Below are 23,287 nucleotides of genomic sequence, written 5' to 3'. Positions count from 1 at the left end.
TGTCAGGATAGGCTGACACATAATCAAAGGGAGCGGCCGTCCAGGTGGACACCGTGGCAGTCTTGCTGGAAGCGCCGGAACGCCTCGTTCTGAGCCGCCTCGAACTCTCGCCCCCGGGCGAGGAGGATATCGTGGTGGACGTGGAATGGAGCGGGATCAGCACGGGGACGGAGCGCCTGCTCTGGTCCGGCCGCATGCCGCCCTTCCCGGGCATGGGCTACCCGCTGGTGCCTGGCTACGAATCCGTAGGTCGCGTGGCTGCCGCCGGCCCATCCTCGATGCGTCGCGTCGGTGAACGGGTGTTCGTGCCCGGTGCGAAGTGCTTCGGCACCGTGCGCGGCCTGTTCGGCGGCGCTGCCTCCCGCCTGGTGGTGCCGGGCGCGCGCGCGGTGCCGATCGACGAGGCGCTGGGCGAGGATGGCGTGCTGATGGCGCTGGCCGCCACGGCGCAACATGCCATAGGCGCCGAACTGCCGGAGCTGATCATCGGCCATGGCGTGCTCGGCCGGCTGCTGGCGCGGCTTGTGGTGGCGGCCGGCGGCGCGCCCACGGTGTGGGAGACCAATCCCGCACGGGCCGATGGCGCCAGCGGTTACCAGGTGGTGACGCCGGATGACGATGCGCGGCGCGACTACCGCAGCATCTGCGATGTCAGCGGCGACAGCGGGCTGCTGGACAGCCTGGTGCAGCGCCTGGCGCCGGGCGGGGAGATCGTGCTCGCCGGCTTCTACAGCGCGCCACTCAGCTTCGCCTTCCCGCCCGCCTTCATGCGGGAGGCGCGGTTCCGCGTCGCCGCGGAATGGCGGGAGCCTGATCTGGTCGCGGTGCGCGGCCTGCTCGATGCCGGGCGGTTGTCCTTCGAAGGGCTGATCACGCATCGGCGGGACGCCAGCGCCGCGCCGGATGCCTACCGCACCGCCTTCAACGATCCCGCGTGCCTCAAGATGATCCTCGATTGGAGAGCATGCTCATGAACGCACACACCGCTTCGCCCGCCGCGAACACCGCGCAGCAGAGCATGGCGGATGCGCTGCGCGACGAGGCGGCGCAGGAGCCCGATGCGGTGGCGACGGGTCCGGTGAAGAAGGAAACGCAGATCATCGCCATCTACGGCAAGGGCGGCATCGGCAAATCCTTCACGCTGGCCAACCTCAGCTACATGATGGCGCAGCAGGGCAAGCGCGTGCTGCTGATCGGCTGCGATCCGAAGTCGGATACCACAAGCCTGCTTTTCGGCGGCCGGTCCGTGCCGACCATCATCGAGACGTCCTCGAAGAAGAAGGCGGCCGGCGAGGCGGTGAAGATCGGCGATGTCTGCTTCAAGCGCGACGGCGTCTTCGCCATGGAGCTGGGCGGGCCGGAGGTCGGCCGCGGCTGCGGCGGGCGCGGCATCATCCATGGTTTCGAATTGCTGGAGAAGCTCGGCTTTCATCAGTGGGACTTTGACTACGTTCTGCTGGATTTCCTTGGCGACGTGGTCTGCGGCGGCTTCGGCCTGCCGATTGCGCGGGACATGTGCCAGAAGGTGATCGTCGTTGGCTCCAACGACCTGCAATCGCTGTATGTGGCGAACAACGTCTGTTCCGCGGTCGAGTACTTCAAGAAGCTCGGCGGCAATGTCGGCGTGGCCGGCATGGTCATCAACAAGGATGACGGCACGGGCGAGGCGGCTGCCTTCGCCAAGGAAGTCGGCATCCCGGTGCTGGCCGCGATCCCGGCCGATGACGACATCCGCCGCAAGTCCGCGAACTACGAGATCGTCGGCGTGCCCGGCGGCCAATGGGCCAGCGTGTTCGAGGAGCTCGCTTTGCAGGTGGCCGGCGCGCCGCCCGTCCGCCCCTATCCGCTGACGCACGAAAACCTGCTGAACCTGTTCAAGGGCGATGCGGTTGGCCGTGGCGTGGTGCTGGACCCGGCGACGATGGAGGACATGTGCGGCGCCGAGGTGCTGAACAAGCCGTCCCTCGAAGTGGTCTATGAGGGCGCCTGAGCGATGAGCGAAGCCGCAGGCTGCCACGGAGGCCGCGAGACACTGGAGGCTGCCGCGCGTGCCGCGGGCAAGTCCCTGGTGATGGACGAGCTGACGAAGAACTACCCGCGCGGCCCGCATGACCAGCCGCAGAGCATGTGCCCGGCCTTCGGGTCCTTGCGCGTCGGGCTGCGAATGCGGCGCACGGCGACCATTTTGTCGGGCAGCGCCTGCTGCGTCTATGGCCTGACTTTCACGAGTCACTTCTATGGAGCCCGGCGCACGGTGGGCTACGTGCCCTTCAACAGCGAGACGCTGGTTACGGGAAAACTGTTCGAGGACATCCGCGACGCGGTGACCGAGACGGCCAGGCCGGAAGACTACGACGCCGTCGTCATCATCAATCTCTGCGTACCCACCGCATCCGGCGTGCCGCTGGATCTGCTGCCGAAGCAGATCAACGGCGTGCGCATCATCGGCATCGACGTGCCGGGCTTCGGCGTGCCGACGCATGCGGAGGCCAAGGATGTGCTGGCCGGCGCCATGCTGCGCTATGCCCGCGGCGAGGCCGAGGCCGGCCCGGTGGCACGGCCGCGGCAGATGATCGATGGCGAGCGCAGCGTCGCGCTGATCGGCGAGCTGTTCCCGGCGGACCCGATGGGCGTCGGCGCCATGTTGCAGCCGATGGGCCTGACCGTCGCGCCGCAGACGCCGGCGCGCGAATGGCGCGACCTCTATGCCGCACTGGATTGCGAAGTGGCCGCCGCGGTGCACCCCTTCTACACCGCCAGCATCCGCGAATTCCGCGCAGCCGGGCGGCCTGTGGTGGGTTCCGGCCCCGTGGGGCATGACGGCACGGCGGCCTGGCTGGATGCCATCGCGCGTGCCACCGGCACAACGGCCGTGCAGCTGGACGCGGCGAAGGCGCGGGCGCTGCCGGCCATCAAGGCGGCGCTGGCGGCGGCGCCAATCAGCGCACGCATCACGGTCTCCGGCTACGAAGGCTCCGAATTGCTGGTGGCGCGGCTGCTGTCCGAAGCCGGGGCGGAGGTGCCCTATGTCGGCACTGCCTGCCCGCGCACCGAATGGTCCGATGCCGACCGCGAATGGCTGGAAGCGCGCGGCACGCACGTGCAGTACCGCGCCAGCCTGGAGCAGGACATGGCGGCGATGCGGGAGGTGAAGCCGGACCTGGCGCTCGGCACGACGCCGCTGGTGCAGAAGGCCAAGGAGCTCGGCATCCCCGCGCTGTATTTCACCAACATGGTCTCGGCGCGGCCGCTGTTCGGTGCGGCCGGAGCGGGCTCCATGGCCGGCATCGTCGCGGCGCAGACGCGCGGGCGGGAACGCTTCAGCCGCATGGTCAGCTTCTTCGAAGGCGTCGGCACGCCGGATGGCGCGGGCTACGGTTTTCGCGACAAGCCGGTGGACCCGCCGGGCTTCCGCGAGCGTCAGCGCAAGATCCAGGCCGCCAAGGCGAAAGCCGAAGAATCGGTGGGTACGTAGTATGCTTGTCCTCGATCACGACAGGGCTGGTGGCTATTGGGGCGCGATCTACGCCTTCTCCGCCGTGCGCGGATTGCGCGTGGTGATTGATGGCCCGGTGGGCTGCGAGAACCTGCCGGTGACGGCCGTGCTGCACTACACGGATGCGCTGCCACCGCATGAGCTGCCGGTGGTCGTCACCGGCCTGGACGAGGACAGCCTGTCCAAGAACGGCACCGAGGATTCCATGCGCCGCGCCGCCGGCACGCAGGATCGCGAATTGCCCGCCGTGGTCGTCACCGGCTCCATCGCCGAGATGATCGGTGGCGGCGTGACCCCGCAGGGCAGCAACCTGCAGCGCTTCATCTGCCGCACGATCGACGAGGACCAGTGGCAGGCGGCCGACCGCGCCATCATGTGGTTGTGGACCGAATTCGGCGCACGCGGCCGCAAGATGCGCGCGCGCAATCCGAAGCTGGGCACCACGCCGCGCGTCAACATCATCGGCCCGATCTACGGCACCTTCAACATGCCGTCCGACCTGGCGGAGATCCGCCGCCTGGTCGAAGGCATCGGCTGCGAGGTGAATTTGGTGTTCCCGCTCGGCAGCCATGTCGAGGATATCGCCAAGCTGCCGGATGCGGATGTGAACATCTGCATGTATCGCGAATTCGGCCAGAAGCTCTGCGAGGAGCTGGAACGCCCCTGGCTGCGCGCGCCGATGGGCCTGTTTGCCACCACCAACTTCCTCCGCAAGCTGGGCGAGATGACGGGCCTCGATCCCGAGCCTTTCATCGAGCGGGAGAAGCACACCACCATCAAGCCGATCTGGGATCTGTGGCGCAGCGTCACGCAGGATTTCTTCGCCTCCGCCAGCTTCGCGGTGGTGGCGACGGATACCTATGCACGCGGCCTGCAGCGCTTCCTGGGCGAGGAAATGGGCGTGCCCTGCGCCTTCGCCTTCAGCCGCAAGGCCGGTGAGAAGCCGGACAATGCGGCGGTGCGGGAGGCGATGAAGAAGACCCCGCCGCTGGTGCTGTTCGGCAGCTACAATGAACGCATGTATGCGGCGGAGCTGAAGTCCCGCGCCATGTACATCCCCGCCAGCTTCCCGGGCGCCATCATCCGCCGCGCCACCGGAACGCCCTTCATGGGCTACGCCGGCGCGACCTACATCGTGCAGGAATACTGCAACGCGCTGTTCGACGCGCTGTTCCACATCCTGCCGCTCGGCACCGACCTCGACCGCGTCGAAGCCACGCCCGCCCGCGCCGCGGAACCGTGGGACGATGACGCCGTCGCATTGCTCGACGCGCATGTGGAGGCCGAGCCCTTCCTGCTGCGCATCTCCGCCGCCAAGCGGCTGCGCGAGGCGGTGGAGCGCGCCGCGCGCGAAGCCGGTGAGCCGCGCATCCTTCGCGAACGCGTCCGGCACACGCTGGGCGAGGTCGTCGCGCAACCCGTTGCGGAGGGCGTCGCATGACGCGACCCCTGCATCCTTCCGTTCCTGCGAGCCGCCACAAGCGGTTTGCGGTCCGGCCCTGGCGGTTTCCCGCCGGTTCCATCCCCGCCGCGCGGGATCAGCGCGGTAGCGGCCGAAAGGCCAGTTGGAGGTCGAATTGATGGCCGAAGGTTCAAAGACCGGCCTGACCGAAGGCGAGGCGCGAGAGATCCATTCCCTGCTGATCCAGGGTTGGGCCTTCTCCGTCTTCGCCTCGATGGGCGCGCATATCCTGGTGTGGCTGTGGCGGCCGCTGGTTTACGGCAACCAGATCGTCCCGCCGGATTGGCGCTTCTTCTGAGGCGCCTGGCCCGACGAGAGAGAGGAGACAGAAGCTATGCATAAGATCTGGATGGTTGTGGATCCGCGGCGATCGCTGTTCCTGGCGATGGTCGGCGTGATCGCGGTGTCGGGGCTGCTGCACGTCGTCGTGCTCGCATCCCCCCGTTACTGCGATCACTGGGGCTGGTGCGCGACGCCGGCGACCTTCACCCCGGGGCAACCGGTCGGGCTCCTGCGCTAGCAGGGCGAAGGCGCCGGTGTCGCTCCGCGAAAGCGGGGCGAGGTCGCTCCGCGAGAGTGAAGCGATGTCGCTCCGCGACAGTGGGCGAGGCCAGTACAGCGGCCCTCGTCCGCTGCCCGGGACGACGACACAGGCAGGCGGGCTTTAGGCCCCGCCCATTTGGGAGCGTCATGCGATGGCGATACTGACTTTCGAGCGGAAATATCGCGTCCGCGGGGGCACCCTGGTGGGCGGCGACCTGTTTGATTTCTGGATAGGCCCGTTCTGGATCGGGTTCTTCGGGGTCACCACGGCCTTCTTCACCTTCATCGGTGTCGGCCTGATCCTGATGGGCGCGGCGATGGGCGGCACCTTCAACCCCTGGCTCATCAACATCGCGCCGCCGGACCTCAGCTATGGCCTGCGCCTGGCGCCGATGTCCCAGGGCGGGCTGTGGCAGGCCATCACGGTCTGCGCCATCGGCGCCTTCGTGTCCTGGGCGCTGCGGCAGGCGGAGATCTCACGCAAGCTTGGCATGGGCTATCACATTCCCATCGCCTACGGCGTCGCGGTCTTCGCCTATATCACGCTGGTGGTGATCCGGCCGGTGCTGATGGGCGCCTGGGGGCACGGCTTCCCCTATGGCATCTTCAGCCATCTCGATTGGGTGTCCAACGTCGGCTACCAGCACCTACATTTCCACTACAACCCGGCGCATATGCTGGCGGTGACGTTCTTCTTCACCACCACCCTCGCGCTGTCGATGCATGGCGGCCTGGTGCTGTCCGCGTTGAACCCCGCCAAGGGCGAGGTGGTGAAGACCGCGGAGCATGAGAATACCTATTTCCGCGACCTGATCGGCTACTCGATCGGCACGCTGGGCATCCACCGCCTCGGCCTGTTCCTGGCGCTGTCGGCGGGATTCTGGAGCGCGGTGTGCATCGTCATCAGCGGGCCGTTCTGGACCCGCGGCTGGCCCGAATGGTGGGGCTGGTGGCTCAACCTGCCGATCTGGAACAAGTGACGGGGAAAGGGGGATAACGCAGATGCCTGAATATCAGAACCTCTTCACCCGCGTGCAGGTCCGGGGTCCGGTGCCCTATCCCGGCACGCCGATGGGTGGTGGAACGATGCTCGCCGGCCATACGCCGCGCGAGGGAACCTCCCGCTTCGTCACGCTGTTCGGCATGATCGGCGATGCGCAGGTGGGGCCGGTCTATCTCGGCACGCTCGGCGTGCTGTCGATCGTCTTCGGCTTCATCGCCTTCGAGATCATCGGCCTGAACATGCTCGCCTCGGTGAACTGGGACGTCGTCCAGTTCATCCGCCAGCTCTTCTGGCTGGCGCTGGAGCCGCCCTCGGCGGAATACGGCCTCCGCATCCCGCCGCTGCGCGAAGGTGGCTGGTGGATCGTCGCCGGCTTCTGCCTGACGGTGTCCATCCTGCTGTGGTGGGCGCGCACCTATCGCCGCGCACGGGCGCTGGGCATGGGCACGCATGTGGCCTGGGCCTTCGCTGCGGCGATCTGGCTGTACCTGGTGCTGGGCTTCATCCGCCCCGTGCTGATGGGGTCGTGGTCGGAGGCGGTGCCCTTCGGCATCTTCCCGCACCTCGACTGGACCGCAGCGTTTTCCATCCGCTACGGCAACCTGTTCTACAACCCGTTCCACGCGCTTTCGATCGTGTTCCTGTATGGCTCGACGCTGCTCTTCGCCATGCATGGCGCGACGATCCTGGCGCTCGGCCGCTATGGCGGTGAGCGGGAGATCGAGCTGGTGCTGGACCGCGGCACGGCGGCGGAACGCGGTGCGCTGTTCTGGCGCTGGTGCATGGGCTTCAACGCCAGCTTCGAGAGCATCCATCGCTGGGCCTGGTGGTTCGCCGTGCTCTGCCCGCTGACGGGTGGCATCGGCATCCTGCTGACCGGCACGGTGGTGGACAATTGGTACCTCTGGGCGGTCGATCGCCACTTCGCCCCCGCCTATCCGCAGATCTGGGAACCGGTGATTGATCCGGCCCTCGCCGCCACGCCCGCCCCGATGCAAGGAGCACCGCGATGAGCCTCACGGCACGCGTCGGCCTGGTCTTCGCCGCAGCCCTTTGCGTCGTGATCGTGCTGATGACTTTCGAACGGCCTCCGGTCAACGCGACCCAGGTGGGTTTCCGCGGCACCGCGATGGAGCAGGTGGTGAACCCGCGCACCCAGGCGGTGCGCCTCGCCGCCAATCGCATTCCGGAGGCGCTGGAAGCCGCCGATACGGAAGGCGAGAAGGCGAACGAGATCTACGAGAACGTCCAGGTTCTGGGCGAGCTCAGCGTGGCGCAGTTCGGTCGCATCATGCAGGCGATGACGGAGTGGATCGCCCCCGAGCAGGGCTGCGCCTATTGCCACAATGTCGAGAACCTCGCCTCCGACGAGGTCTACACCAAGGTGGTCTCGCGCCGCATGCTGCAGATGACGCGGCACATCAATGCGGATTGGACACCGCATGTCGGCACCACCGGCGTCACCTGCTACACCTGCCACCGTGGCCGGCCGGTGCCGGCGGCGGTCTGGGCCGCGACGATCCAGCCGCTGAACGGCCTGCAGGCGCCGAACGGGCAGAACCACCCGGCGCCGGTGGCCAATGACAGCTCGCTGCCGGCCGAACCCTTCACGCCCTTCCTGCTGCAGGACAACGAGATCCGCGTCATCAGCACCACCTCCCACCCGCGGAGCAACACGGCCAATATCATGTCGGCCGAGTGGACCTATGCGCTGATGATGCACATGTCCGAAGGCCTCGGCGTGAACTGCACCTACTGCCACAACAGCCGGTCCTTCGCGAACTGGTCCACCAGCCCGCCGGCGCGGCTGACGGCCTGGCATGGCATCCGCATGGTGCGGGACATCAACAACGCCTATGTCGTGCCGCTGACGCCGCTCTGGGCTGCCAATCCGCGCGGGCCGGCGGAAGGGCCGCACATGGCGCGCGTGGGTCCGGCCGGCGATGCGTTGAAGGTGAACTGCGCCACCTGCCACCAGGGTGCCAACCGGCCCTTCTACGGTGCGCCGATGCTGCAGGATTATCCGGAGCTCGGCCTGGTCTCCCAGGGCCCGCTGCGGGCCGCCTCGGCGGCGCCGCAGTGACCTGCCACGGCGCCAGGTCTGCCGGGCCTGGCTGCCGTGCTTGCTTTCGCGGCGCGATAGGGCATAGCAGCGCCCGTGTCGGGCGCGCTGGAACTTCTCGGGTTGTTCGTGGTGGCGCTGGGCGCCGCCAGCCTGCTGCCGCTGCAATCGGAACCGCTGCTGGTCGGGCTGCTGCTGCTGGGCGAGCAGCCCGCCTGGCTTCTGGTGGCGGTGGCGAGTGCGGGCAATACGCTCGGCTCCGTCATCAACTGGGCGCTCGGGCGGCAATTGGTGCGCTGGCAGGACCGGCGCTGGTTCCCGGTGAAGCCCGCCGCGCTGGACCGTGCCAGCGGCTGGTATCGACGCTGGGGCCACTGGTCGCTGCTGCTGAGCTGGGCGCCGGTTGTCGGCGATCCGCTGACCCTGGCCGCGGGGGTGCTGCGCGAGCCCTTCGGGCGCTTCCTGCTGCTGGTCGCCATCGCCAAGACCGGCCGCTACCTGGTGCTTGCGCTGGCGACGCTCGGCCTCACCTGACCAGGACGGCGGCATGATGGACGGCACCGACCTGCACCACGACACGCGCCCGCATGCCATCGTCATCGGCGCCGGCTTCGGTGGCCTCGCCGCCGCCATCCGCCTCGGTGCGCGCGGCTGGCGGGTGACGGTGGTGGAGAAGCTGGATGCGCCCGGCGGCCGCGCCTATGTCTTCCGGCAGGATGGCTTCACCTTCGACGCCGGCCCCACCATCATCACCGCGCCCTACCTGCTGGAAGAATTGTGGACCCTGGCGGGGCGCCGCATGGCGGATGACCTCGACCTGCGCGCGATGAACCCCTTCTACCGGATCCGCTTCGACGACGGCACGGTGATGAATTGCAGCGCCGACCTGGTGGCGACACGCGCGGAAATCGCGCGCATCGCGCCGGAGGACCTGCCCGGCTTCGACCGCTTCATTGCCGACAGCGAGAAGATCTTCGAGGTCGCCTTCGCCAGGCTCGCCGACCAGCCCTTCCACCAGCTGTCCACGCTACTGCGCGCGGTGCCGGACATGTTGCGCCTGCAGGGCTACCGCACCGTCTACAGCAAGGTCAGCGACTATTTCTCGAACGACAAGCTGCGGATCGCCTTCAGCTTCCATCCGCTGCTGATCGGCGGCAATCCGTTGAACACCACCGCCTATTACTGCCTGATCGCGCATCTCGAACGCCTGCATGGCGTGCACTACGCCATGGGCGGCATGGGCGCCGTCGTGAATGGCCTTGTGGACCTCATCCACCACTTCGGCGGCCGGCTGCGCACCGGCGTGGAGGTCGAGCAGATCACCGTGCAGGATGGCCGCGCCAGCGGCGTGCGGCTGGCGGGGGGCGAGACACTCGCGGCCGATATCGTCGTCTCCAACGCCGATGTCGGCTGGACCTACACAAAACTGCTTTCGGAGCACAAGCGCCGCCGCTGGACGGATGCGAAGGTGGCGCGCGCCAATTACTCGATGAGCCTCTTCGTCTGGTATTTCGGCACCAACCGCCGCTTCGATGACGTGTACCACCACACCATGGTGCTCGGGCCGCGCTACCGCGAATTGCTGACCGACATCTTCAAGCGGAAGGTGCTGTCCGAAGACTTCTCGCTGTACCTGCACCGTCCGACGGCGACGGACCCATCCCTCGCGCCGCCGGGCTGCGACAGCTTCTACGTGCTGTCGCCGGTGCCGCATCTGGGCAGCGGCACGGATTGGGCGCGGCATGCGGAACCCTACCGCGCCGCGATCGAGAAGCGGCTGGAAGAGACGGTGCTGCCCGGCCTCGGCGCCAGCCTCGTCACCTCCCGCATCCTGACGCCGCAGGATTTCCGGGACCGGCTGCTCTCGGTGCAGGGCGCGGCCTTCTCGCTGGAGCCGCAGCTGTTCCAGTCGGCCTGGTTCCGCCCGCATAATGTCAGCGAGGATCTGCCCGGCCTGTTCCTGGTCGGCGCCGGTACCCACCCCGGCGCGGGCGTTCCGGGCGTCGTCTCCTCCGCGCGCATCCTGGACCAGGTGGTGCCACACGGCAGCACGGTGGTGCGGGCGCGATAAGGTCAGGCGGCGGCGGCGAAGGCGCTGGCGAAGCGGGCGATGTCGGCCGGGCGGCGCAGGAACCACAGCACCGGGCGGCGGCCCGGCACCCAGTCCGGCCGCAGCCGCTTCACCTCCTGCAGGGCCGCGCGGGCTTCCTCCGGCCGTCCCGACTCGATCGCGGCGACGACCAGGGTGCGGAAGCAGGGCGCGTAGTCCGGCAGCCGCGCGGCGCACCAGCGCAACTCCGCCAGCGCCGCCTCCGGCTGCCCGGCCAGCAGCAGCGCCCGGCCGAGCACCGCACGGCTGCGTGGCGCGCCATGCTGGTCCAGCGCCAGCGCCTCCCGCACCGCCTCCGCCGCCTCCTCGGGAAAGCCGGAGGCGGAGAGCACCTCGGCGCAGGAGGTGCGGGTGCCGAGATCGGCCGGCCGCCCGGCCCGCAGCGCCAGGCGCGCCATCTCCGCCGCCTCGTCCCAGCGCTTGCACAGCGCCAGGGCGAAGGCGAGCGCCGAGATGCAGAGGGGCGAATCCGGCGCCAGCTCCACCGCCTGCCGCGCCAGCAGCAGCGCCTCCGCCCGCTCCGCCTGATGGTCGCCCGCGCCCCAGCCATGCGTGACGAAGCGCATTACGGTGAAGGCGTGCCAGGCATGGGCCGCGGCGTATTCGGGGTCGGCGGCGATGGCGGCGATGAAATGGGCGCGGGCGGCGAGCGTCTCGGCCTCCGTGCCGCGCTGGTGCAGGTCGCGGCCGAGCAATTCATGGTCGCGGGCGGTTCGCGCGGCCGCGGGGCGGTGGCGTGCGCGGTGCAGGCTGTCGCGCCCGATCTCCATGTCGATCCGGCTGGCCAGCCGGACCAGCAACAGGGCGGGCGGCAGGCCGGATTCCGGCAGGTCGAGCCGGTCCGCCCAGAGGCCGGCGCCGGTCACCGCATCCTCCAGCCGGATCGCCAGGCGGCGGCCCTGGCCGAGGGCGAAGACCTCGCCATGCAGGCGGTAGCCCTGTGGCGCCGGCTCCTTGACGATCCGCAGATCCTCGAAGCGGATCAGCTCGGCGGTCAGCTCCGCTGTCAGGGCGCGGGCGAGGGGCGCCGCCTCCTCCTCCGCCTGGAAGGGCGGCACCAGCAGCGTAACCCGGCTGGCGGACGCCGCCGGCGGCGGGGATGCGGCCGCCTGCGGCGCGGGGGGCGGTGCCACCTGCTGCCGCCGCACCTCCGCCGTCAGCACATAGCCGCGGCGCGGCACGGTGCGCAGCACGGCGGCGGCCCGGTCACCCAGCGCGTGGCGGATATCGCTGACGCATTGCGTCAGGCTGTCATCGGTGACCGCCAGGCCGGGCCACAGCGCCTCCAGCAGCGCTGGCCGCCCCTGCAGCAGGCCGGGATGGTCCAGCAGGTGCCGCAGCAGGGCGAAGGCCTTGGGGCGGAGCGTCAGCTCCGGCCCTTCCTCGCGGCGGAGCGTGCCGCGCCCCAGATCCAGGCAGAAGCGGTCGAAGCGGTAGCTGCCGGTCTCCATGGGCGATCTCGCGCCCTCCTCCGGCGCGCGGGACGAAAGAATTCCGAACGAGTCCCGAAAACATCCTGGCAGAATTTCTGACTTAAATCAGCCCGCCTTCGGGACTTCGGGCCGGCCCCAGGGATACCTCCCGCCGCAGCCGAAGGGGGCGCGCGGCGCACCCCGAGACGACCGGCGCGGAGCTTCCTTTCCATGCGTGTCCCGACCTCGATCGGCGCCCTGCGCGGCGCCGTGCTCGCCTGCATCGTCGCTGTCGCCGCCCTGCCGGCGCAGGCCGGCCAGCCGCCCTCCTCCCGCCGGCCGCATCCGGAGGCGGCGCAGTTCTGCCGGGCGCAATGCATGTCCCTGGCCGGGGAGCGGCTGGCTACGGCGCGGCCCCAGGCGGAGCGGGCCTGTGATATCCGCTGTGCCGCCGGCGCCAGCTTCGCCGCCGAGCAGCGGCGCGGCGGTGCGGCGGCAACGGGGCAGGGCGTGGCAGCGCGCAGCGTGGCCGGGGCGGTGGTGCAGCCGCGCATGGCCGCCATGGCGCGCCCCGCTGCCGCGCCGCGACCCGCTGCCGCGCCACGCCCCGGGGCGGTGAGCGTGGTCTATGCCGCGCCGGCGCCGGCCGCCGCGCATGGGCTGGTGGCCGCGGTGGCGGATCGCGGTTCGGCGCATCGCCAGGCGCAGCAGCGCTGTGGCGGGCCGGCATGCCGGCTGCTGGGCGAAAGCGCCGAGGCCTGCGGCGCGGCGGCGCAGGGCGTGCGGCGCAGCCCCTGGGCGCTGTTCATCACCAATGACCCCAGCAGCTATGTCGTCGCCTCCGTCAGCGCCGGCTTCGGTGCCACCCAGGCGGAGGCGGAGCGGTCCGCCATGGCGGAGTGCAGCGCCCGCGGCCAGGGGCTGCATTGCCGGGTCATCGCCGCGAGCTGCGCCCGCCGGGGGTGAGCGCCCTCAGCACCCGCGCCGCCGCCAGCCGGCCGGACATGGCCGCCATCGGGATGCCAGGCCCCGGGTGAACGGAGCCGCCGGCCAGGAACAGGCCGGGCAGGCGCGAGGCGGCGCCGGGGCGGGCGAAGGTGCCGGTGGCGCCGTGGCTGGCGCGGCCATAAAGCGCGCCGCCGGTGCCGGGGAACAGGCCGTGGAAGCCGGCGGGGGTGGTGCAGGTGGTATTGGCGGGCGAGGTCTCGATGGTGAGGCCGCAGCGCTGCAGCAGGGCCAGGCTGCGGTGTTGCAGTTGTTCCAGCGCATCGGGTGACAGGTCGGCCAGGTCGCCATCCGGCGGGGCGTTGACCAGCAGCAGCAGGCGTTCGGCCGTGCCGTAGGGCACCCCGGCGTGACCACCTTCCTCGCCACGGTCCTGGGCGCAGATATAGACGGTGGGCGCCTCCGTGATCCGGCGGGCGCGGAAGATGGCGGCGAATTCGGCGGCGTAGTCTTCGGCGAAGAAGACGTTGTGGTGGCTCAGCGGGAAGCCATGCGTCACCGCGTTCATGCACCAGGTGACGGCCGAGAGCGAACGTGCTTCGCGCGGCGTGTCCCGCGCCGCGCCGCGGGCGGCGGCGCCGAGCAGCCCCTGGCCGAGCGCCGCCACATCGCCGTTGAACACCACCGCATCGGCGTCGAGCACCTCGCCGCCGGCCAGCCGCACCCCGGCGGCGCGGCCGCCGCGCACCAGGATCTCCCGCGCCTCCGCATTGAAGCGGAAGGTCGCGCCCTGGCTTTCGGCGAGGTCACGGATGGCCTCCGCCACACGCCGCATGCCGCCCTGCACCAGCCAGACGCCATCTTGTTCGACATGCGCGACCAGCATCAGCGTGGCCGGCGCCAGGAAGGGGGAGCAGCCGCAATAGGTGGCGTAGCGGCCGAACAACTGGCGCAGCCGCGGGTCGCGGAAATGCGTGCCGAGCGCCTGCCACATCGTGGCCCAGGGCGCCGTGCGCCACAGCGCATCCAGCCGCCCGACGCGGCGCACCAGGTCGAGCGGAGAAGGGCGCTGCGCCGCGATGAAGCTGTGCTGCAGCGTGCGGAAGATTTCCGCGCTGCGGGCGGCGAAATCGCGGAAGCCTTGCGCGTCATGTGCGCCCGCGAAGTCGCCGATCGCCTCGGCAGAGCGTTCCACATCGGCGAAGAGGTCGAGCCGCCCGCCTTCGCGCCAGGCATGCCGCGCCAGGATCTCCGCCCGGTGCAGCTCCAGCGCATCCTCCAGCCTGCGTCCCGCATCCGCGAAAAGTTGAGAAAAAATCCAGCGCATGGTGAAGACGGTGGGGCCACCATCGATGGCTGCACCGCCGGCCTGGACATGGCGCATCTTGCCGCCGGCCACCGCCGCGCGTTCCAGCACCGTCACGCGCACGCCCTGCCGCGCGAGATCCGCTGCCGCGGCGAGCCCGCCGATGCCGGCGCCGACCACCACCACATGCATGGCGTCAGGCGACCGCGCGCAGCCGCTGCCGGTTGCGCGCCTGCCGCTCCACATCCAGCCGGTGCCAGATGATGATGGCCAGGCCCACGATCAGCGGGATGCTCCACATGGCGGGATGCAGCGCGAGCTCGGGAAAGACGCGCACGGAGCCGAAGGCCATGAAGGCCGTGTAGACGGAGATGCCGGCGCCGACCAAGGCCTTGATGTGCTCCTTCAGCCAATCCTCCCGAGCCACGCGCGGCTTGTGCAGGAACCAGAGGTTGGTCAGCCCGGTGGCCACGCCGACCACGGCGATGCCGATCATCAGCGGTTGGCCGATGATCCAGCCCTGCGCCGCGCAGGCCAGTGCCGCGGCGATCACCGCATATTGCAGGCCGAGGTTCAGTTTCGTGCGGTTCGCCGCATGGCGCTGCTTGTTGGTGATGCAGAGCCAGCCATACCAGGCCAGGTTGATGGTCAGGATGCCGGTATGCAGCATCATCCAGCCGAACATGCCGCGCAGGAAGGCGGGGTCGTAATCCGCGGCGAGATGCGGATGCGTGCCCAGCGGGTCCGCCAGCGTCAGCAGGCTCATCGCCACTGCGAAGCTGCCGGTGGCGAGCATGGCATAGGTGAAGATGCGGCCCCATCGGCGGTGGTTCACACCGCCCTTGCGGCCCAGCACCGGCACCCAGAAGGCGATGGCGCCGGTGGTGCCGGTCAGGATGTGGGCGACGACCAGGCTGTGGAACAGCATCAGCTCCATCGACCTGTTCCCCTTCCCTGACAGAAAGTGACAATGCCACTTGACAGTTTTCGTCGCAAGGCGAGGAAATGGCGCCGATGGAAGGCTTCGCTGCCAGGCCGGGCGGGGCGTTCGTGCCGCCACACCCCACGCCGCGATCCCCCGTGGTGGCGCTGTTCCGTGCGCTGCTGGAGGGGGAGGGGGATCTGCTCGGCCTGCTGCCGGCGGAGGCCTATACCATGCCGATCGGCCCGCTGGGCTATTCGCGGCGGTCCATCGTGGTGGTGAACGAGCCCAGGCTGGTGCGCCAGGTGCTGGTGGATGCGGATGGCATCTTCCCGAAATCGGATCTGATGGTGAATGCGCTGGAGCCGCTGATCGGCGACAGCATCTTCGTCAGCTCCGGCGCCACCTGGAAGCGCCAGCGGCAGATGATGGACCCGGCGCTGACGCTGATGCGGGTGAACCGCGCCTTCCCCTGCATGGAAGCCGGCATCGAAGCCGCGGAAGCCACGCTGGCGGAAGCCGCCGCCTCGGCCGGGAGCTTCTCGCTGGATCTGGCGATGAGCCATCTGACGGCGGACATCATCTGCCGCTCCGTCTTCTCCACCAGCCTGCAATCCCGCGTGGCGCATGAGGTGTTCGACGCCTTCACCTTCTTCGAACGCAGCGTCGCGCAGGTGGAAATCCGCCGCCTGATCATGGACCGCGCCTGGACGCGCATCCCCCAGACCCAGGCGGTGCTGGACAGCTGCGCGCTGATCCGCCGCAGCCTGGGCGAGCTGCTCGACAGCCACCTCGATGCCGGCCAGCGCTTCGACGACATCGCCAGCGCCGTCGTCGCCGCGCATGATGTGGATGGGCGCGCCTTCACGCGGGAGGAGCTGATCGACCAGCTTGGCGTGCTGTTCCTGGCCGGGCACGAGACCAGCGCCAGCGCGCTGACCTGGGTTTTTTATCTGTTGGCCTCGCGGCCGGACTTCGTGGCGCGGCTGCGGGCGGAAGTGGCGGCGGTGTGCGGGGACGGGCCGATCGGCTTCGAGCACACCAAGCGCCTGGTCTTCACCCGCAATGTGTTCCGGGAAACGCTGCGCCTGTATCCGCCTATCACCTTCCTGCCGCGCGTGGCGAACGAAGCCACGCGGATCGGCGATTACCGCGTGAAGCGTGGCGCGCTTATCATGGTGGCGCCCTGGCTGCTGCACCGGCATCGAAGCTACTGGACCAACCCCAACGCCTTCGACCCCGACCGCTTCCTGCCGGAACGCGAGGCGGAGATGACGCCGGGCGCCTACATCCCCTTCGGCATCGGCCCGCGCATCTGCGCCGGCGCCGCCTTCGCGACGGTCGAAGCCGTGCTGCTGATCGCCCGCCTGTTCCGCCGCTTCGACTTCCATCTCGCCGAACCGCAGCAGGTCCGCCCCGCCGCGCGGCTGACCACGCGCCCGGCGCGGCAGATCCGGATGCGGGTGACGGCTGCCTGATGCGGACGGTGCTGCTGACGCTGGGCCGCCTGCCCAAGGCGCTCGACCTCGCGCGCGGATTTTCGGCGATTGGCTGGCGCGTCGTGGTCGCCGAGCCTTTCGCACGCCATCTCTGCGGATCGTCCCGTGCCGTCGCGAAATCCATCCGCGTGCCGGCGCCGGCGGAGAGCAAGGCGGCCTATCTCGCGGCCCTGGCCCAGCTGGTGCGGGATGAGGGCGTGGAGCTGGTGCTGCCGGTGTCGGAGGAGACGATGCATGTCGCCCACCTGCCGCCTCTGCTGCCGGAAGGGGTGCGCGTGCTGACGATGCCGCCGGAGGTGCTGCTGCCGCTGCACCACAAGGGCGGCTTCATCGCCTTCGCGCAGCGCCACGGGCTGGACGTGCCGGACTCCGCCGCGCTCGGCGATCCGCGTGGCGAGGGCTTGGCGGCGGCCGGGCCGGTGGTGGTGAAGCCGGTGCATGGCTGCTCCGGCCGCGGCGTGGTGATGCTGCCGCAGGGGGCCGCGCTGCCGGCGGCGGAGGTGCCCTGCATCGTGCAGCGCCGCGTGACGGGGGCGGAGTTCAGCACCTGTTCGCTGGCGCATCAGGGCCGCGTCCTTGCCACCACCGTCTATCGCGGCATGCTGATGGCCGGCTCCGTCGCCGTGGCCTTCGAACGCGTGGCGCATCCCGCCATCGAGGATTGGGTGCGCCGCTTCGTGGCCGCCGCGAACTGGTCCGGCTTCATCGCCTTCGACCTGATGGTGGACGAGGCAGGCCGCCCCTGGGGCCTGGAGTGCAACCCGCGCACCACCAGCGGCCTGCATTTCTTCGAAGCCGCGGATCTGGCCCGCGCGGTGGTGGACCCCGCCGCGCCCAGGCCGCGCCACCGGCCGGAGACGCGGCTGCAACAATTCTGGTCCTGCCTGACGGAGACACAGCTTTCGCTGTTCCGCGGCGGCCTTTTCGGGCAAAATCTGCGCGCCCTTCTGACCACGCCGGACGTCTGCTGGCGCGCGCGCGACCCGATGCCGCTGCTCGCCATGCCCTGGACCACTTGGCCCATCATCCGCATGGCCGCCCAGCGCCGCGTGCCCTTCGGGGAAGTCGCGACGCTGGATGTTGGTTGGTACGACTGACCATTCTCAAGTCAGGCGGATTCGCCTGGCGGCTCGGAGAATGCGGCAGCCCGCTAGAAGATCAGCGGCGGCGCGACGTTGTCGAAGGCCGGCAGGCGGATCACCTCCGCCCCGCGCCAGTCCAGCGTGGCATCGCTGCCGTTCAGGAAGCGCAGGAAGGGCGCGATGCGGCCGGGACGATCCAGCTGCACCACCCAGTCGCGGTAGCACTCCGCCATGAAGGCGGTGAAGGTATGGTAGCGGAACACCGTCTCGCCATCCGCATCGACGCCGGCATAGACCTCGTTGTCCCGGCCGCTGGCGGAGAAATCCGCGCGCACCAGGTAACGCCCGGCGGGCAGGTCCATCGGCTGCGCCAGGCGGGCACCGCCGGCGGCGTCCCGGGTGAAGGCGCAGGCCTCCAGCTTCGCCACCATCTCCTGCCGCGGGTCGAAATAGGGCGAGGCGCTGGCCTTCTCCTCCGGCACGAACAGCACGTTGTTGACGCCGGTCGGATTCGCGAAATCCTCGCCGCGCGTGATCCGCCTGTAGCTGCCGAGATCCATGGCGAGGTAGCCGGCCGCGACCAGCAATTCGTGGCAGCGCATGTCGTCGGGCGCCTGTTCCAGCGCCATGATCGGACGGCCCTCCGCGATCAGCCGGGCGCTGCCGCGCAGCGCATCCAGCTCCGCCCCTTCGATGTCCATCTTGATGAAGCTGGGCGTCAGGCCGGTGGCGGCGATGAAATCATCCAGCGCCAGGGTGGGCACCGGGGTGCCGCCTGCGCCGGTCTCGACGCGGTCGTTCAGGTGGCTGCCCTCCGCGATATGCACGAAGTCGCCGCTGCGGTTCCAGACGGCGCGATGGTACAGCGTGACATTGTGGCAGGCCGCGTTCAGCAGATTGTGCTGTGTGCGGCCGATGATGCGGGGGCTGGCCTCGAAGGCGCAGACGGTGCCGCGCGGGCCGGCCTGGCGGGACATCTGCATGGCGAAGGCGCCGGCATTGGCGCCGACATCGAAGGCGATGTCACCGGGCCGCACATGGTCGCGCACCGCAAGCTGCACCACCGGCTCCCACAATGAGCGCTCCCACCAGGTCTGCAGCGGGAAATCGGCGTAGCGCGCGATCCGGTCCAGTGCCGGCTGCGGCGGGGCGCCGCGCGGCACCTGGTGCAGCCGAGCCACCTCCTCCTCCAGCAGCGCCATCTGTTGGCAGAGGACGGTGGTTCCGGTGGCGCGGCGCAGGATGTCGAGGGTCGACTGGCGCATGGTTCGTTCCGTCAGGTCAGGGGCGTCGGGCGACGAAGTGGAAGCCCATCTCGGGATTGCTGCGGTAGTTCTCGTCGATCGGGCCGTTGCTGGTGCCGCGGCAGAAATCCTCGAAGGCGAAGGCGTGCCGGTCCAGCATCGGCAGGCCGAGCCCGGGGAAGCCCGCCTGCCACCAGGCATGCGGCTGTACGGTCCGGTGGTGGCGCGCCCAGGTCACCGGGTTGTCCTCCGGCCCAGCGCAATGGAGCCGACAAACGGCCCGTCCGGCTTCAAATGCGTGTGCAGCTTGGCGAACAGGCCTGGCAGGTCGGCATCCGCGATATGCTGCATCACCTCCCACGCCGAGATGATGTCGCAGGCCACCGGCGGCGCGGCAGGGCCGGCCGGGCTGGATGGCCGCAGGGTGAAGGGGCGGGTGATGTCGCCGGTAAACAGATTGTGGTGCAGCAGCCGCCATTCCGCCCGCTGCGCGCGCAGCGGCGCATCGCTGCCTTCCACGCCATAGGCGGCGTGGCCACGCAGGATAATCCAGCACCAGCCCGCCGCCGGAACAGCCGAGATCCAGGAAGGTCAGGGCGCGGCCGGGGAAATGGCGCTTGCAGGCGGCGACGAAGCGCGGCGAAGGCGTGTTGTCCTGCGCCGCGCCCCAGGGAAACAGGTGGTCGTCGGTATCCATCGCCACGGGTCGCGCGGCCTCGAACACCAGGGGCGTGGCCGGCAGGATCCGCGCCAGCCGGTCTGTGGCCAGGAAAAGGTCTCGGTTGGCCAGCTCGCGCAGCCGCATCGCTTCCTTCAGGTGCAGGCACAGATTGTGATTGGTGTCGTTGACCTGGTGCAGGATCGCGTCCCGGTCCGCCGCGGTGAGGCCTGCGGGCGGGGCGGCGGGCGGTGCCGGATGGGCCAGCGTCGCGCCCAGAGCGGCGAGCCGGATCTCCAGCGCCTCGATCTGGCGGGTCAGGGCCGTGGTGCCCGTGGCCCGCCGGATAAGGTCGATTATCCAGGCTCGCATTTCAACCTCTGGTCGGGTTCCACATGGTCTAGCCTTCGCACCCGTCTGCGTCCAGGCTCGACCGCACGACGCGGGCGGGATATGCCCGGCGCCCCAAACGCCCTGTCGAAAGGTGCGCCCACAGATGATCACGCTCGATGCCTGGCTGGCGGAGGCCGAGACGCTTCTGGCCGCCACGCGCGCCCAGGGGCTGGATTCCGTGATGCAGGCGGCGGTCGATGCCACCGTCACCGCGCTGGCCGCGAACAGGCCGCTGCTGGTCTGCGGCAATGGCGGTTCCGCCGCCGATGCGCAGCATATCGTCGGGGAGATGGTCGGCCGCTTCCTGCGCGAACGGCGCGCGCTGAAGGCGATCTGCCTGTCCTCCAACCCGGCGGTGCTGACCGCCTGGTCGAACGACTACAGCTTCGCCACCGTCTTCTCCCGCCAGGTCGAAGCCTATGGCGAGGCCGGCGGCGTCATCCTCGGCCTGTCCACTTCCGGCAATTCCGAGAATGTGGTGCTGGCCTTCGAGGCGGCACGAAAGCTCGGCATGGCGACCATCGGCCTGACCGGCGAGGGCGGTGGGCGGATGGCGGCGCTGTCGGACCATCTGCTGGCGGTGCCGTCGCGCTCCACCCCCGCCATCCAGCAGGTCCACCTGGTCTTCTATCATTGCTACTGCGCCGCGGTCGAAGCGCGCCTGGCCGATGCCTGAGGGGGTGCGCCAGGCGGCCATCCTGGTCGGTGGCCGCGGCACGCGGCTGGGGTCGCTGACCGATTCCATCCCGAAGCCGATGGTCGATGTCGGCGGCCGGCCCTTCCTCGACTGGCTGGTCGAGGAAGTGGCGCGCTTCGGCATTCCGCGCATCACCCTTCTGGCCGGCTATCTCGGCCAGACCATCGCCGACCGCTACGACGGCCGGACCATCCGCGGCAGCCGGGTGGAGGTGGTGATCGAGCCGCAGCCGCTGGGCACCGGCGGCGGGCTGCTGCTGTTCGCCGACCGGCTGGAGGATGAATTCCTGCTGCTGAACGGCGACACGCGCTTCGACGTGAACCTGCTGGACCTGCCACTGCAGGCGGGCGATGCGCTGGCGACGCTGGCGCTGCGCCGCACCGCGCCCGGCGCCCGCTACGGCACGGTGGCGGTGGATGAGGCCGGGCGCATCAACGGCTTCGCCGCCCGCAGCCCGGATGCCTCCAGTCCTGGTGCCGGTGGCCCGATCAATGGCGGCATCTACTGGCTGCGCAAGCCGATCCTGGACCATATCGGGCCCGGCGCCGTGTCGCTGGAATCGGATGTCTTCCCAAAGCTGGCGCAGGCCGGGCTGCTGCGCGGCGGCCTGTATGACGGCGCCTTCCTCGATATCGGCATCCCGGAGGACCTGGCGGCGGCGCAGACCGTGATTCCCGCCATGGCCCGCCGCCGCGCCGTGTTTCTGGACCGCGATGGCGTGTTGATCGAGGATACCGGCTGGCCGCACGACCCGGCCCAGGTGCGCTGGATGCCGGGCGCGGCTGCGGCGGTGAAGCGGCTGAACGATGCCGGGCTGTTCGTCTTCGTGGTCACCAACCAGGCCGGCGTCGCCCGCGGCAAATTCCCGGAATCGCAGGTCGGCGTCATGCATGGCTGGATGGCCGGCGTGCTCGCGGATGCCGGGGCGCATGTCGATGCCTTCGAATACAGCCCGAACCACCCGGAGGCGCCGCTCGCCGCCTATCGCCTGGATTGCCGGCGGCGCAAGCCCAACCCGGGGATGATCGAGGACCTGCTGGGAACCTGGCCGATCGAGGCCGATGGCTCCTTCCTCGTCGGCGACAAGGACAGCGACGTCGCCGCCGCCGCCGCCTGCGGCATTCCGGGCCACCTGTTCCCCGGTGGCGACCTGGACGCCTTCGTGGCGGGGTTGCTGCGGGCGTGACGCAGGCGGGAAGGCGGTTCGTCATCGCCGATCCCGGCCTGAACGGGCCGCTGGGCCACCATCTGTCCTACAGCGTGGCGGTGGCGCAAGCCGCGCAGGCGGCCGGGCTGCTGCCCCTTGTGTTGGCCGGCCGCGGCTTCACCGGCGCGCTGGAAGCCGGCCGCATCCCGGCCCAGCCGGTGCTCGGCGCCAGCTACCAGAGCGCCGGCGGTGGTGGCCTGGCGCGGCGGCTGGCCTTCGGGCTGGCGGCTTGGCTGCCGGTGCCGCTCGCCGGCCTGGTCGCGCCGCCGCTGCGGGCGCTGCGGCGGCGGCTGCGCCAGGCAGGGGCGGCGGACCCGCTGGGGTTGGAACTCGCCACCGCGCTGGCGGCGCTGGGGGTGGGGGAGGGCGACCTGCTGCTGCTGCACAGCGTGTCCGGCGCCAACCTGCATTCCGTCGCCACCGCGCCGGGCTTCCCGCCGGTACAGCTGCTGGTGGTGCTGCGCCGCATGCCGGCGGAGATGGAGGCGGATGACCCGGCGCCGGAACGGCTGCCCCAGCTTCTCCGCCGCCTGCACGCCCGCTTCGGCCCGGCGCTGCACCTGTTCGCGGATACCGAGGCGCTGGCCGCGCAATTCGCCGCCTTGTCCGGCCTGCCGGTGCGACCGGTGCCGCTGCCCGTGGTGGTGCCGCCGCCGGCACCGCGCCAGCAGGAGGCGCTGCCGCATGTGGTCTTCGCCGGGGGTGCCCGGGCGGAAAAGGGTTTCGCACAATTGCCCGAGGCGATCGCCGCCGTGGCCGGCCGCGCCCGCTTCACCGTGCAATCCGGCCGGGTGGGGGCGGAGGCCGATCCGCTGGTGCAGCGCGCGCATCGCGCCTTGCGCGCCCGGCGGGACGTAGCCCTGGTGGAACGGGCGCTGGACCCGGCGGATTACGCGGCGCTGCTGGCGGGGGCCGACCTGCTGCTGCTGCCCTATGACGGCCCGACCTACGGCGCCCGCAGCAGCGGCATCCTGGCGGAGGCGCTGGCGCTTGGCCTGCCCGCGGTGGTGCCGGCCGGCTGCTGGATGGCGGAGGCGGCCGGGCCGGAGCGGGCGGTGGCCATCCCGGCCGGCGCGCCCGCCGGCGCCGCCCTGGCGCTGGCGCTGGACCGCCTGCCGGAACTGACCCGGGCCGCCCGCCAGGCGGCCCCGGCCTGGCGGGAACGGCACAATCCGGATGCGCTGTTGCGCGCCCTGATGGATGCCCCCGAGAGCGCCACCACGGCGCCATGATCGCCTGCCACCCC

Annotated in this window: 23 protein-coding genes; 17 read left to right on the top strand and 6 right to left on the bottom strand. The window is 70.2% G+C overall.

Annotated elements, in window-relative coordinates; genetic code table 11:
• Positions 1-53: 53 nt before the first annotated feature.
• From bchC to HB662_RS07360, 11 genes are all read left to right on the top strand, one after another.
• On the top strand, positions 54-974 hold the full coding sequence (bchC, locus tag HB662_RS07410) for a chlorophyll synthesis pathway protein BchC (protein WP_456305466.1): 921 nt from the start codon (positions 54-56) through the stop codon (positions 972-974).
• On the top strand, positions 971-1,990 hold the full coding sequence (locus tag HB662_RS07405; RefSeq protein WP_168048730.1) for a chlorophyllide a reductase iron protein subunit X: 1,020 nt from the start codon (positions 971-973) through the stop codon (positions 1,988-1,990). Before bchC ends, HB662_RS07405 begins: the two co-directional genes overlap by 4 nt.
• Before the next feature lie 3 nt (positions 1,991-1,993).
• Entirely contained in the window at positions 1,994-3,475 is a 1,482-nt protein-coding gene (gene bchY / locus HB662_RS07400; protein WP_168048728.1) for a chlorophyllide a reductase subunit Y, read from the top strand.
• Position 3,476: 1 nt separating this feature from the next.
• A complete protein-coding gene (gene bchZ, locus HB662_RS07395) occupies positions 3,477-4,937 on the top strand; it encodes a chlorophyllide a reductase subunit Z (protein WP_168048726.1) in 1,461 nt (486 codons plus the stop codon).
• Positions 4,938-5,076: 139 nt separating this feature from the next.
• Positions 5,077-5,256, top strand: coding sequence for a hypothetical protein (locus tag HB662_RS07390; RefSeq protein ID WP_168034689.1), 180 nt, complete (start codon positions 5,077-5,079; stop codon positions 5,254-5,256).
• A gap of 36 nt (positions 5,257-5,292) precedes the next feature.
• Positions 5,293-5,478 (top strand): light-harvesting antenna LH1, alpha subunit, encoded by a 186-nt coding sequence (gene pufA, locus HB662_RS07385; RefSeq protein ID WP_168048724.1) that lies wholly within the window; start codon positions 5,293-5,295, stop codon positions 5,476-5,478.
• 175 nt (positions 5,479-5,653) lie between these two features.
• Positions 5,654-6,481: a photosynthetic reaction center subunit L gene (gene pufL, locus HB662_RS07380; protein WP_168048722.1), complete on the top strand. Its 828-nt coding sequence runs from the start codon at positions 5,654-5,656 to the stop codon at positions 6,479-6,481.
• Positions 6,482-6,503: 22 nt separating this feature from the next.
• Complete coding sequence (pufM, locus tag HB662_RS07375; RefSeq protein WP_168048720.1) at positions 6,504-7,517, top strand: photosynthetic reaction center subunit M; 1,014 nt, start codon at positions 6,504-6,506, stop codon at positions 7,515-7,517.
• A complete protein-coding gene (gene pufC, locus HB662_RS07370) occupies positions 7,514-8,587 on the top strand; it encodes a photosynthetic reaction center cytochrome PufC (protein ID WP_168048718.1) in 1,074 nt (357 codons plus the stop codon). Before pufM ends, pufC begins: the two co-directional genes overlap by 4 nt.
• A gap of 75 nt (positions 8,588-8,662) precedes the next feature.
• Complete coding sequence (locus tag HB662_RS07365; protein WP_168048716.1) at positions 8,663-9,100, top strand: YqaA family protein; 438 nt, start codon at positions 8,663-8,665, stop codon at positions 9,098-9,100.
• Between the two features lie 13 nt (positions 9,101-9,113).
• Positions 9,114-10,637, top strand: a complete 1,524-nt coding sequence (locus HB662_RS07360; RefSeq protein ID WP_168048714.1) for a phytoene desaturase — start codon at positions 9,114-9,116, stop codon at positions 10,635-10,637.
• A 2-nt stretch (positions 10,638-10,639) separates the two neighbouring features.
• Here HB662_RS07360 and HB662_RS07355 read toward each other — a convergent pair whose 3' ends face one another.
• The gene (locus HB662_RS07355; protein WP_168048712.1) at positions 10,640-12,127 is read right to left on the bottom strand and encodes a winged helix-turn-helix domain-containing protein; all 1,488 of its coding nucleotides are present in this window, start codon (positions 12,125-12,127) and stop codon (positions 10,640-10,642) included.
• Between the two features lie 192 nt (positions 12,128-12,319).
• Between HB662_RS07355 and HB662_RS07350 the strand changes: the two genes are divergently transcribed.
• Positions 12,320-13,054 carry a hypothetical protein gene (locus HB662_RS07350; RefSeq protein ID WP_168048710.1) on the top strand — a complete coding sequence of 245 codons (735 nt, stop codon included), beginning with the start codon at positions 12,320-12,322 and terminating at the stop codon, positions 13,052-13,054.
• On the opposite strand, the gene crtD is transcribed toward HB662_RS07350, so the two are convergent.
• Both crtD and HB662_RS07340 read right to left on the bottom strand, forming a co-directional pair.
• On the bottom strand, positions 13,023-14,531 hold the full coding sequence (crtD, locus tag HB662_RS07345; RefSeq protein WP_168048708.1) for a 1-hydroxycarotenoid 3,4-desaturase CrtD: 1,509 nt from the start codon (positions 14,529-14,531) through the stop codon (positions 13,023-13,025). The two genes, HB662_RS07350 and crtD, sit on opposite strands and share 32 nt — an antisense overlap.
• A 4-nt stretch (positions 14,532-14,535) precedes the next feature.
• Positions 14,536-15,276, bottom strand: coding sequence for a hypothetical protein (locus tag HB662_RS07340; protein ID WP_168048706.1), 741 nt, complete (start codon positions 15,274-15,276; stop codon positions 14,536-14,538).
• Positions 15,277-15,353: 77 nt separating this feature from the next.
• On the opposite strand from HB662_RS07340, the gene HB662_RS07335 reads away from it, so the two are divergent.
• Both HB662_RS07335 and HB662_RS07330 read left to right on the top strand, forming a co-directional pair.
• On the top strand, positions 15,354-16,739 hold the full coding sequence (locus HB662_RS07335; RefSeq protein WP_168048704.1) for a cytochrome P450: 1,386 nt from the start codon (positions 15,354-15,356) through the stop codon (positions 16,737-16,739).
• Complete coding sequence (locus tag HB662_RS07330) at positions 16,739-17,857, top strand: ATP-grasp domain-containing protein (protein ID WP_168048702.1); 1,119 nt, start codon at positions 16,739-16,741, stop codon at positions 17,855-17,857. Before HB662_RS07335 ends, HB662_RS07330 begins: the two co-directional genes overlap by 1 nt.
• Before the next feature lie 53 nt (positions 17,858-17,910).
• On the opposite strand, the gene HB662_RS07325 is transcribed toward HB662_RS07330, so the two are convergent.
• The 3 genes from HB662_RS07325 to HB662_RS07315 are packed head-to-tail and all read right to left on the bottom strand — an operon-like array spanning position 17,911 to position 19,629.
• A complete protein-coding gene (locus HB662_RS07325; protein ID WP_168048700.1) occupies positions 17,911-19,107 on the bottom strand; it encodes an FkbM family methyltransferase in 1,197 nt (398 codons plus the stop codon).
• Positions 19,108-19,123: 16 nt separating this feature from the next.
• Entirely contained in the window at positions 19,124-19,324 is a 201-nt protein-coding gene (locus HB662_RS07320; RefSeq protein ID WP_168048698.1) for a hypothetical protein, read from the bottom strand.
• The gene (locus tag HB662_RS07315) at positions 19,321-19,629 is read right to left on the bottom strand and encodes a class I SAM-dependent methyltransferase (RefSeq protein WP_342449474.1); all 309 of its coding nucleotides are present in this window, start codon (positions 19,627-19,629) and stop codon (positions 19,321-19,323) included. Before HB662_RS07315 ends, HB662_RS07320 begins: the two co-directional genes overlap by 4 nt.
• Before the next feature lie 611 nt (positions 19,630-20,240).
• Here HB662_RS07315 and HB662_RS07310 point away from each other — a divergent pair.
• The 3 genes from HB662_RS07310 to HB662_RS07300 are packed head-to-tail and all read left to right on the top strand — an operon-like array spanning position 20,241 to position 23,273.
• Positions 20,241-20,813 carry a D-sedoheptulose-7-phosphate isomerase gene (locus HB662_RS07310; RefSeq protein ID WP_168048694.1) on the top strand — a complete coding sequence of 191 codons (573 nt, stop codon included), beginning with the start codon at positions 20,241-20,243 and terminating at the stop codon, positions 20,811-20,813.
• Positions 20,806-22,020, top strand: a complete 1,215-nt coding sequence (locus HB662_RS07305) for an HAD-IIIA family hydrolase (RefSeq protein ID WP_168048692.1) — start codon at positions 20,806-20,808, stop codon at positions 22,018-22,020. Before HB662_RS07310 ends, HB662_RS07305 begins: the two co-directional genes overlap by 8 nt.
• A complete protein-coding gene (locus tag HB662_RS07300; protein WP_168048690.1) occupies positions 22,017-23,273 on the top strand; it encodes a glycosyltransferase in 1,257 nt (418 codons plus the stop codon). Before HB662_RS07305 ends, HB662_RS07300 begins: the two co-directional genes overlap by 4 nt.
• The last annotated feature ends 14 nt before the right edge of the window (positions 23,274-23,287 follow it).

The organism is Falsiroseomonas frigidaquae (assembly GCF_012163145.1).
Taxonomy (GTDB): Bacteria; Pseudomonadota; Alphaproteobacteria; order Acetobacterales; family Acetobacteraceae; genus Falsiroseomonas; species Falsiroseomonas frigidaquae.
The sequence above is the reverse complement of the archived record's forward strand: the minus strand, read 5'-3'. Positions and strand labels throughout refer to the sequence as shown.

Bases quoted from the DNA above. Each gene is read 5' to 3' on its own strand.
- HB662_RS07405 (WP_168048730.1), top strand. From the start codon at position 971: ATGAACGCACACACCGCTTCGCCCGCCGCGAACACCGCGCAGCAGAGC.
- bchY (WP_168048728.1), top strand. From the start codon at position 1,994: ATGAGCGAAGCCGCAGGCTGCCACGGAGGCCGCGAGACACTGGAGGCT.
- bchZ (WP_168048726.1), top strand. From the start codon at position 3,477: ATGCTTGTCCTCGATCACGACAGGGCTGGTGGCTATTGGGGCGCGATC.
- HB662_RS07390 (WP_168034689.1), top strand. From the start codon at position 5,077: ATGGCCGAAGGTTCAAAGACCGGCCTGACCGAAGGCGAGGCGCGAGAG.
- pufA (WP_168048724.1), top strand. From the start codon at position 5,293: ATGCATAAGATCTGGATGGTTGTGGATCCGCGGCGATCGCTGTTCCTG.
- pufL (WP_168048722.1), top strand. From the start codon at position 5,654: ATGGCGATACTGACTTTCGAGCGGAAATATCGCGTCCGCGGGGGCACC.
- pufM (WP_168048720.1), top strand. From the start codon at position 6,504: ATGCCTGAATATCAGAACCTCTTCACCCGCGTGCAGGTCCGGGGTCCG.
- pufC (WP_168048718.1), top strand. From the start codon at position 7,514: ATGAGCCTCACGGCACGCGTCGGCCTGGTCTTCGCCGCAGCCCTTTGC.
- HB662_RS07360 (WP_168048714.1), top strand. From the start codon at position 9,114: ATGATGGACGGCACCGACCTGCACCACGACACGCGCCCGCATGCCATC.
- HB662_RS07355 (WP_168048712.1), bottom strand. From the start codon at position 12,127: ATGGAGACCGGCAGCTACCGCTTCGACCGCTTCTGCCTGGATCTGGGG.
- HB662_RS07350 (WP_168048710.1), top strand. From the start codon at position 12,320: ATGCGTGTCCCGACCTCGATCGGCGCCCTGCGCGGCGCCGTGCTCGCC.
- crtD (WP_168048708.1), bottom strand. From the start codon at position 14,531: ATGCATGTGGTGGTGGTCGGCGCCGGCATCGGCGGGCTCGCCGCGGCA.
- HB662_RS07340 (WP_168048706.1), bottom strand. From the start codon at position 15,276: ATGGAGCTGATGCTGTTCCACAGCCTGGTCGTCGCCCACATCCTGACC.
- HB662_RS07335 (WP_168048704.1), top strand. From the start codon at position 15,354: ATGGAAGGCTTCGCTGCCAGGCCGGGCGGGGCGTTCGTGCCGCCACAC.
- HB662_RS07330 (WP_168048702.1), top strand. From the start codon at position 16,739: ATGCGGACGGTGCTGCTGACGCTGGGCCGCCTGCCCAAGGCGCTCGAC.
- HB662_RS07325 (WP_168048700.1), bottom strand. From the start codon at position 19,107: ATGCGCCAGTCGACCCTCGACATCCTGCGCCGCGCCACCGGAACCACC.
- HB662_RS07310 (WP_168048694.1), top strand. From the start codon at position 20,241: ATGATCACGCTCGATGCCTGGCTGGCGGAGGCCGAGACGCTTCTGGCC.
- HB662_RS07305 (WP_168048692.1), top strand. From the start codon at position 20,806: ATGCCTGAGGGGGTGCGCCAGGCGGCCATCCTGGTCGGTGGCCGCGGC.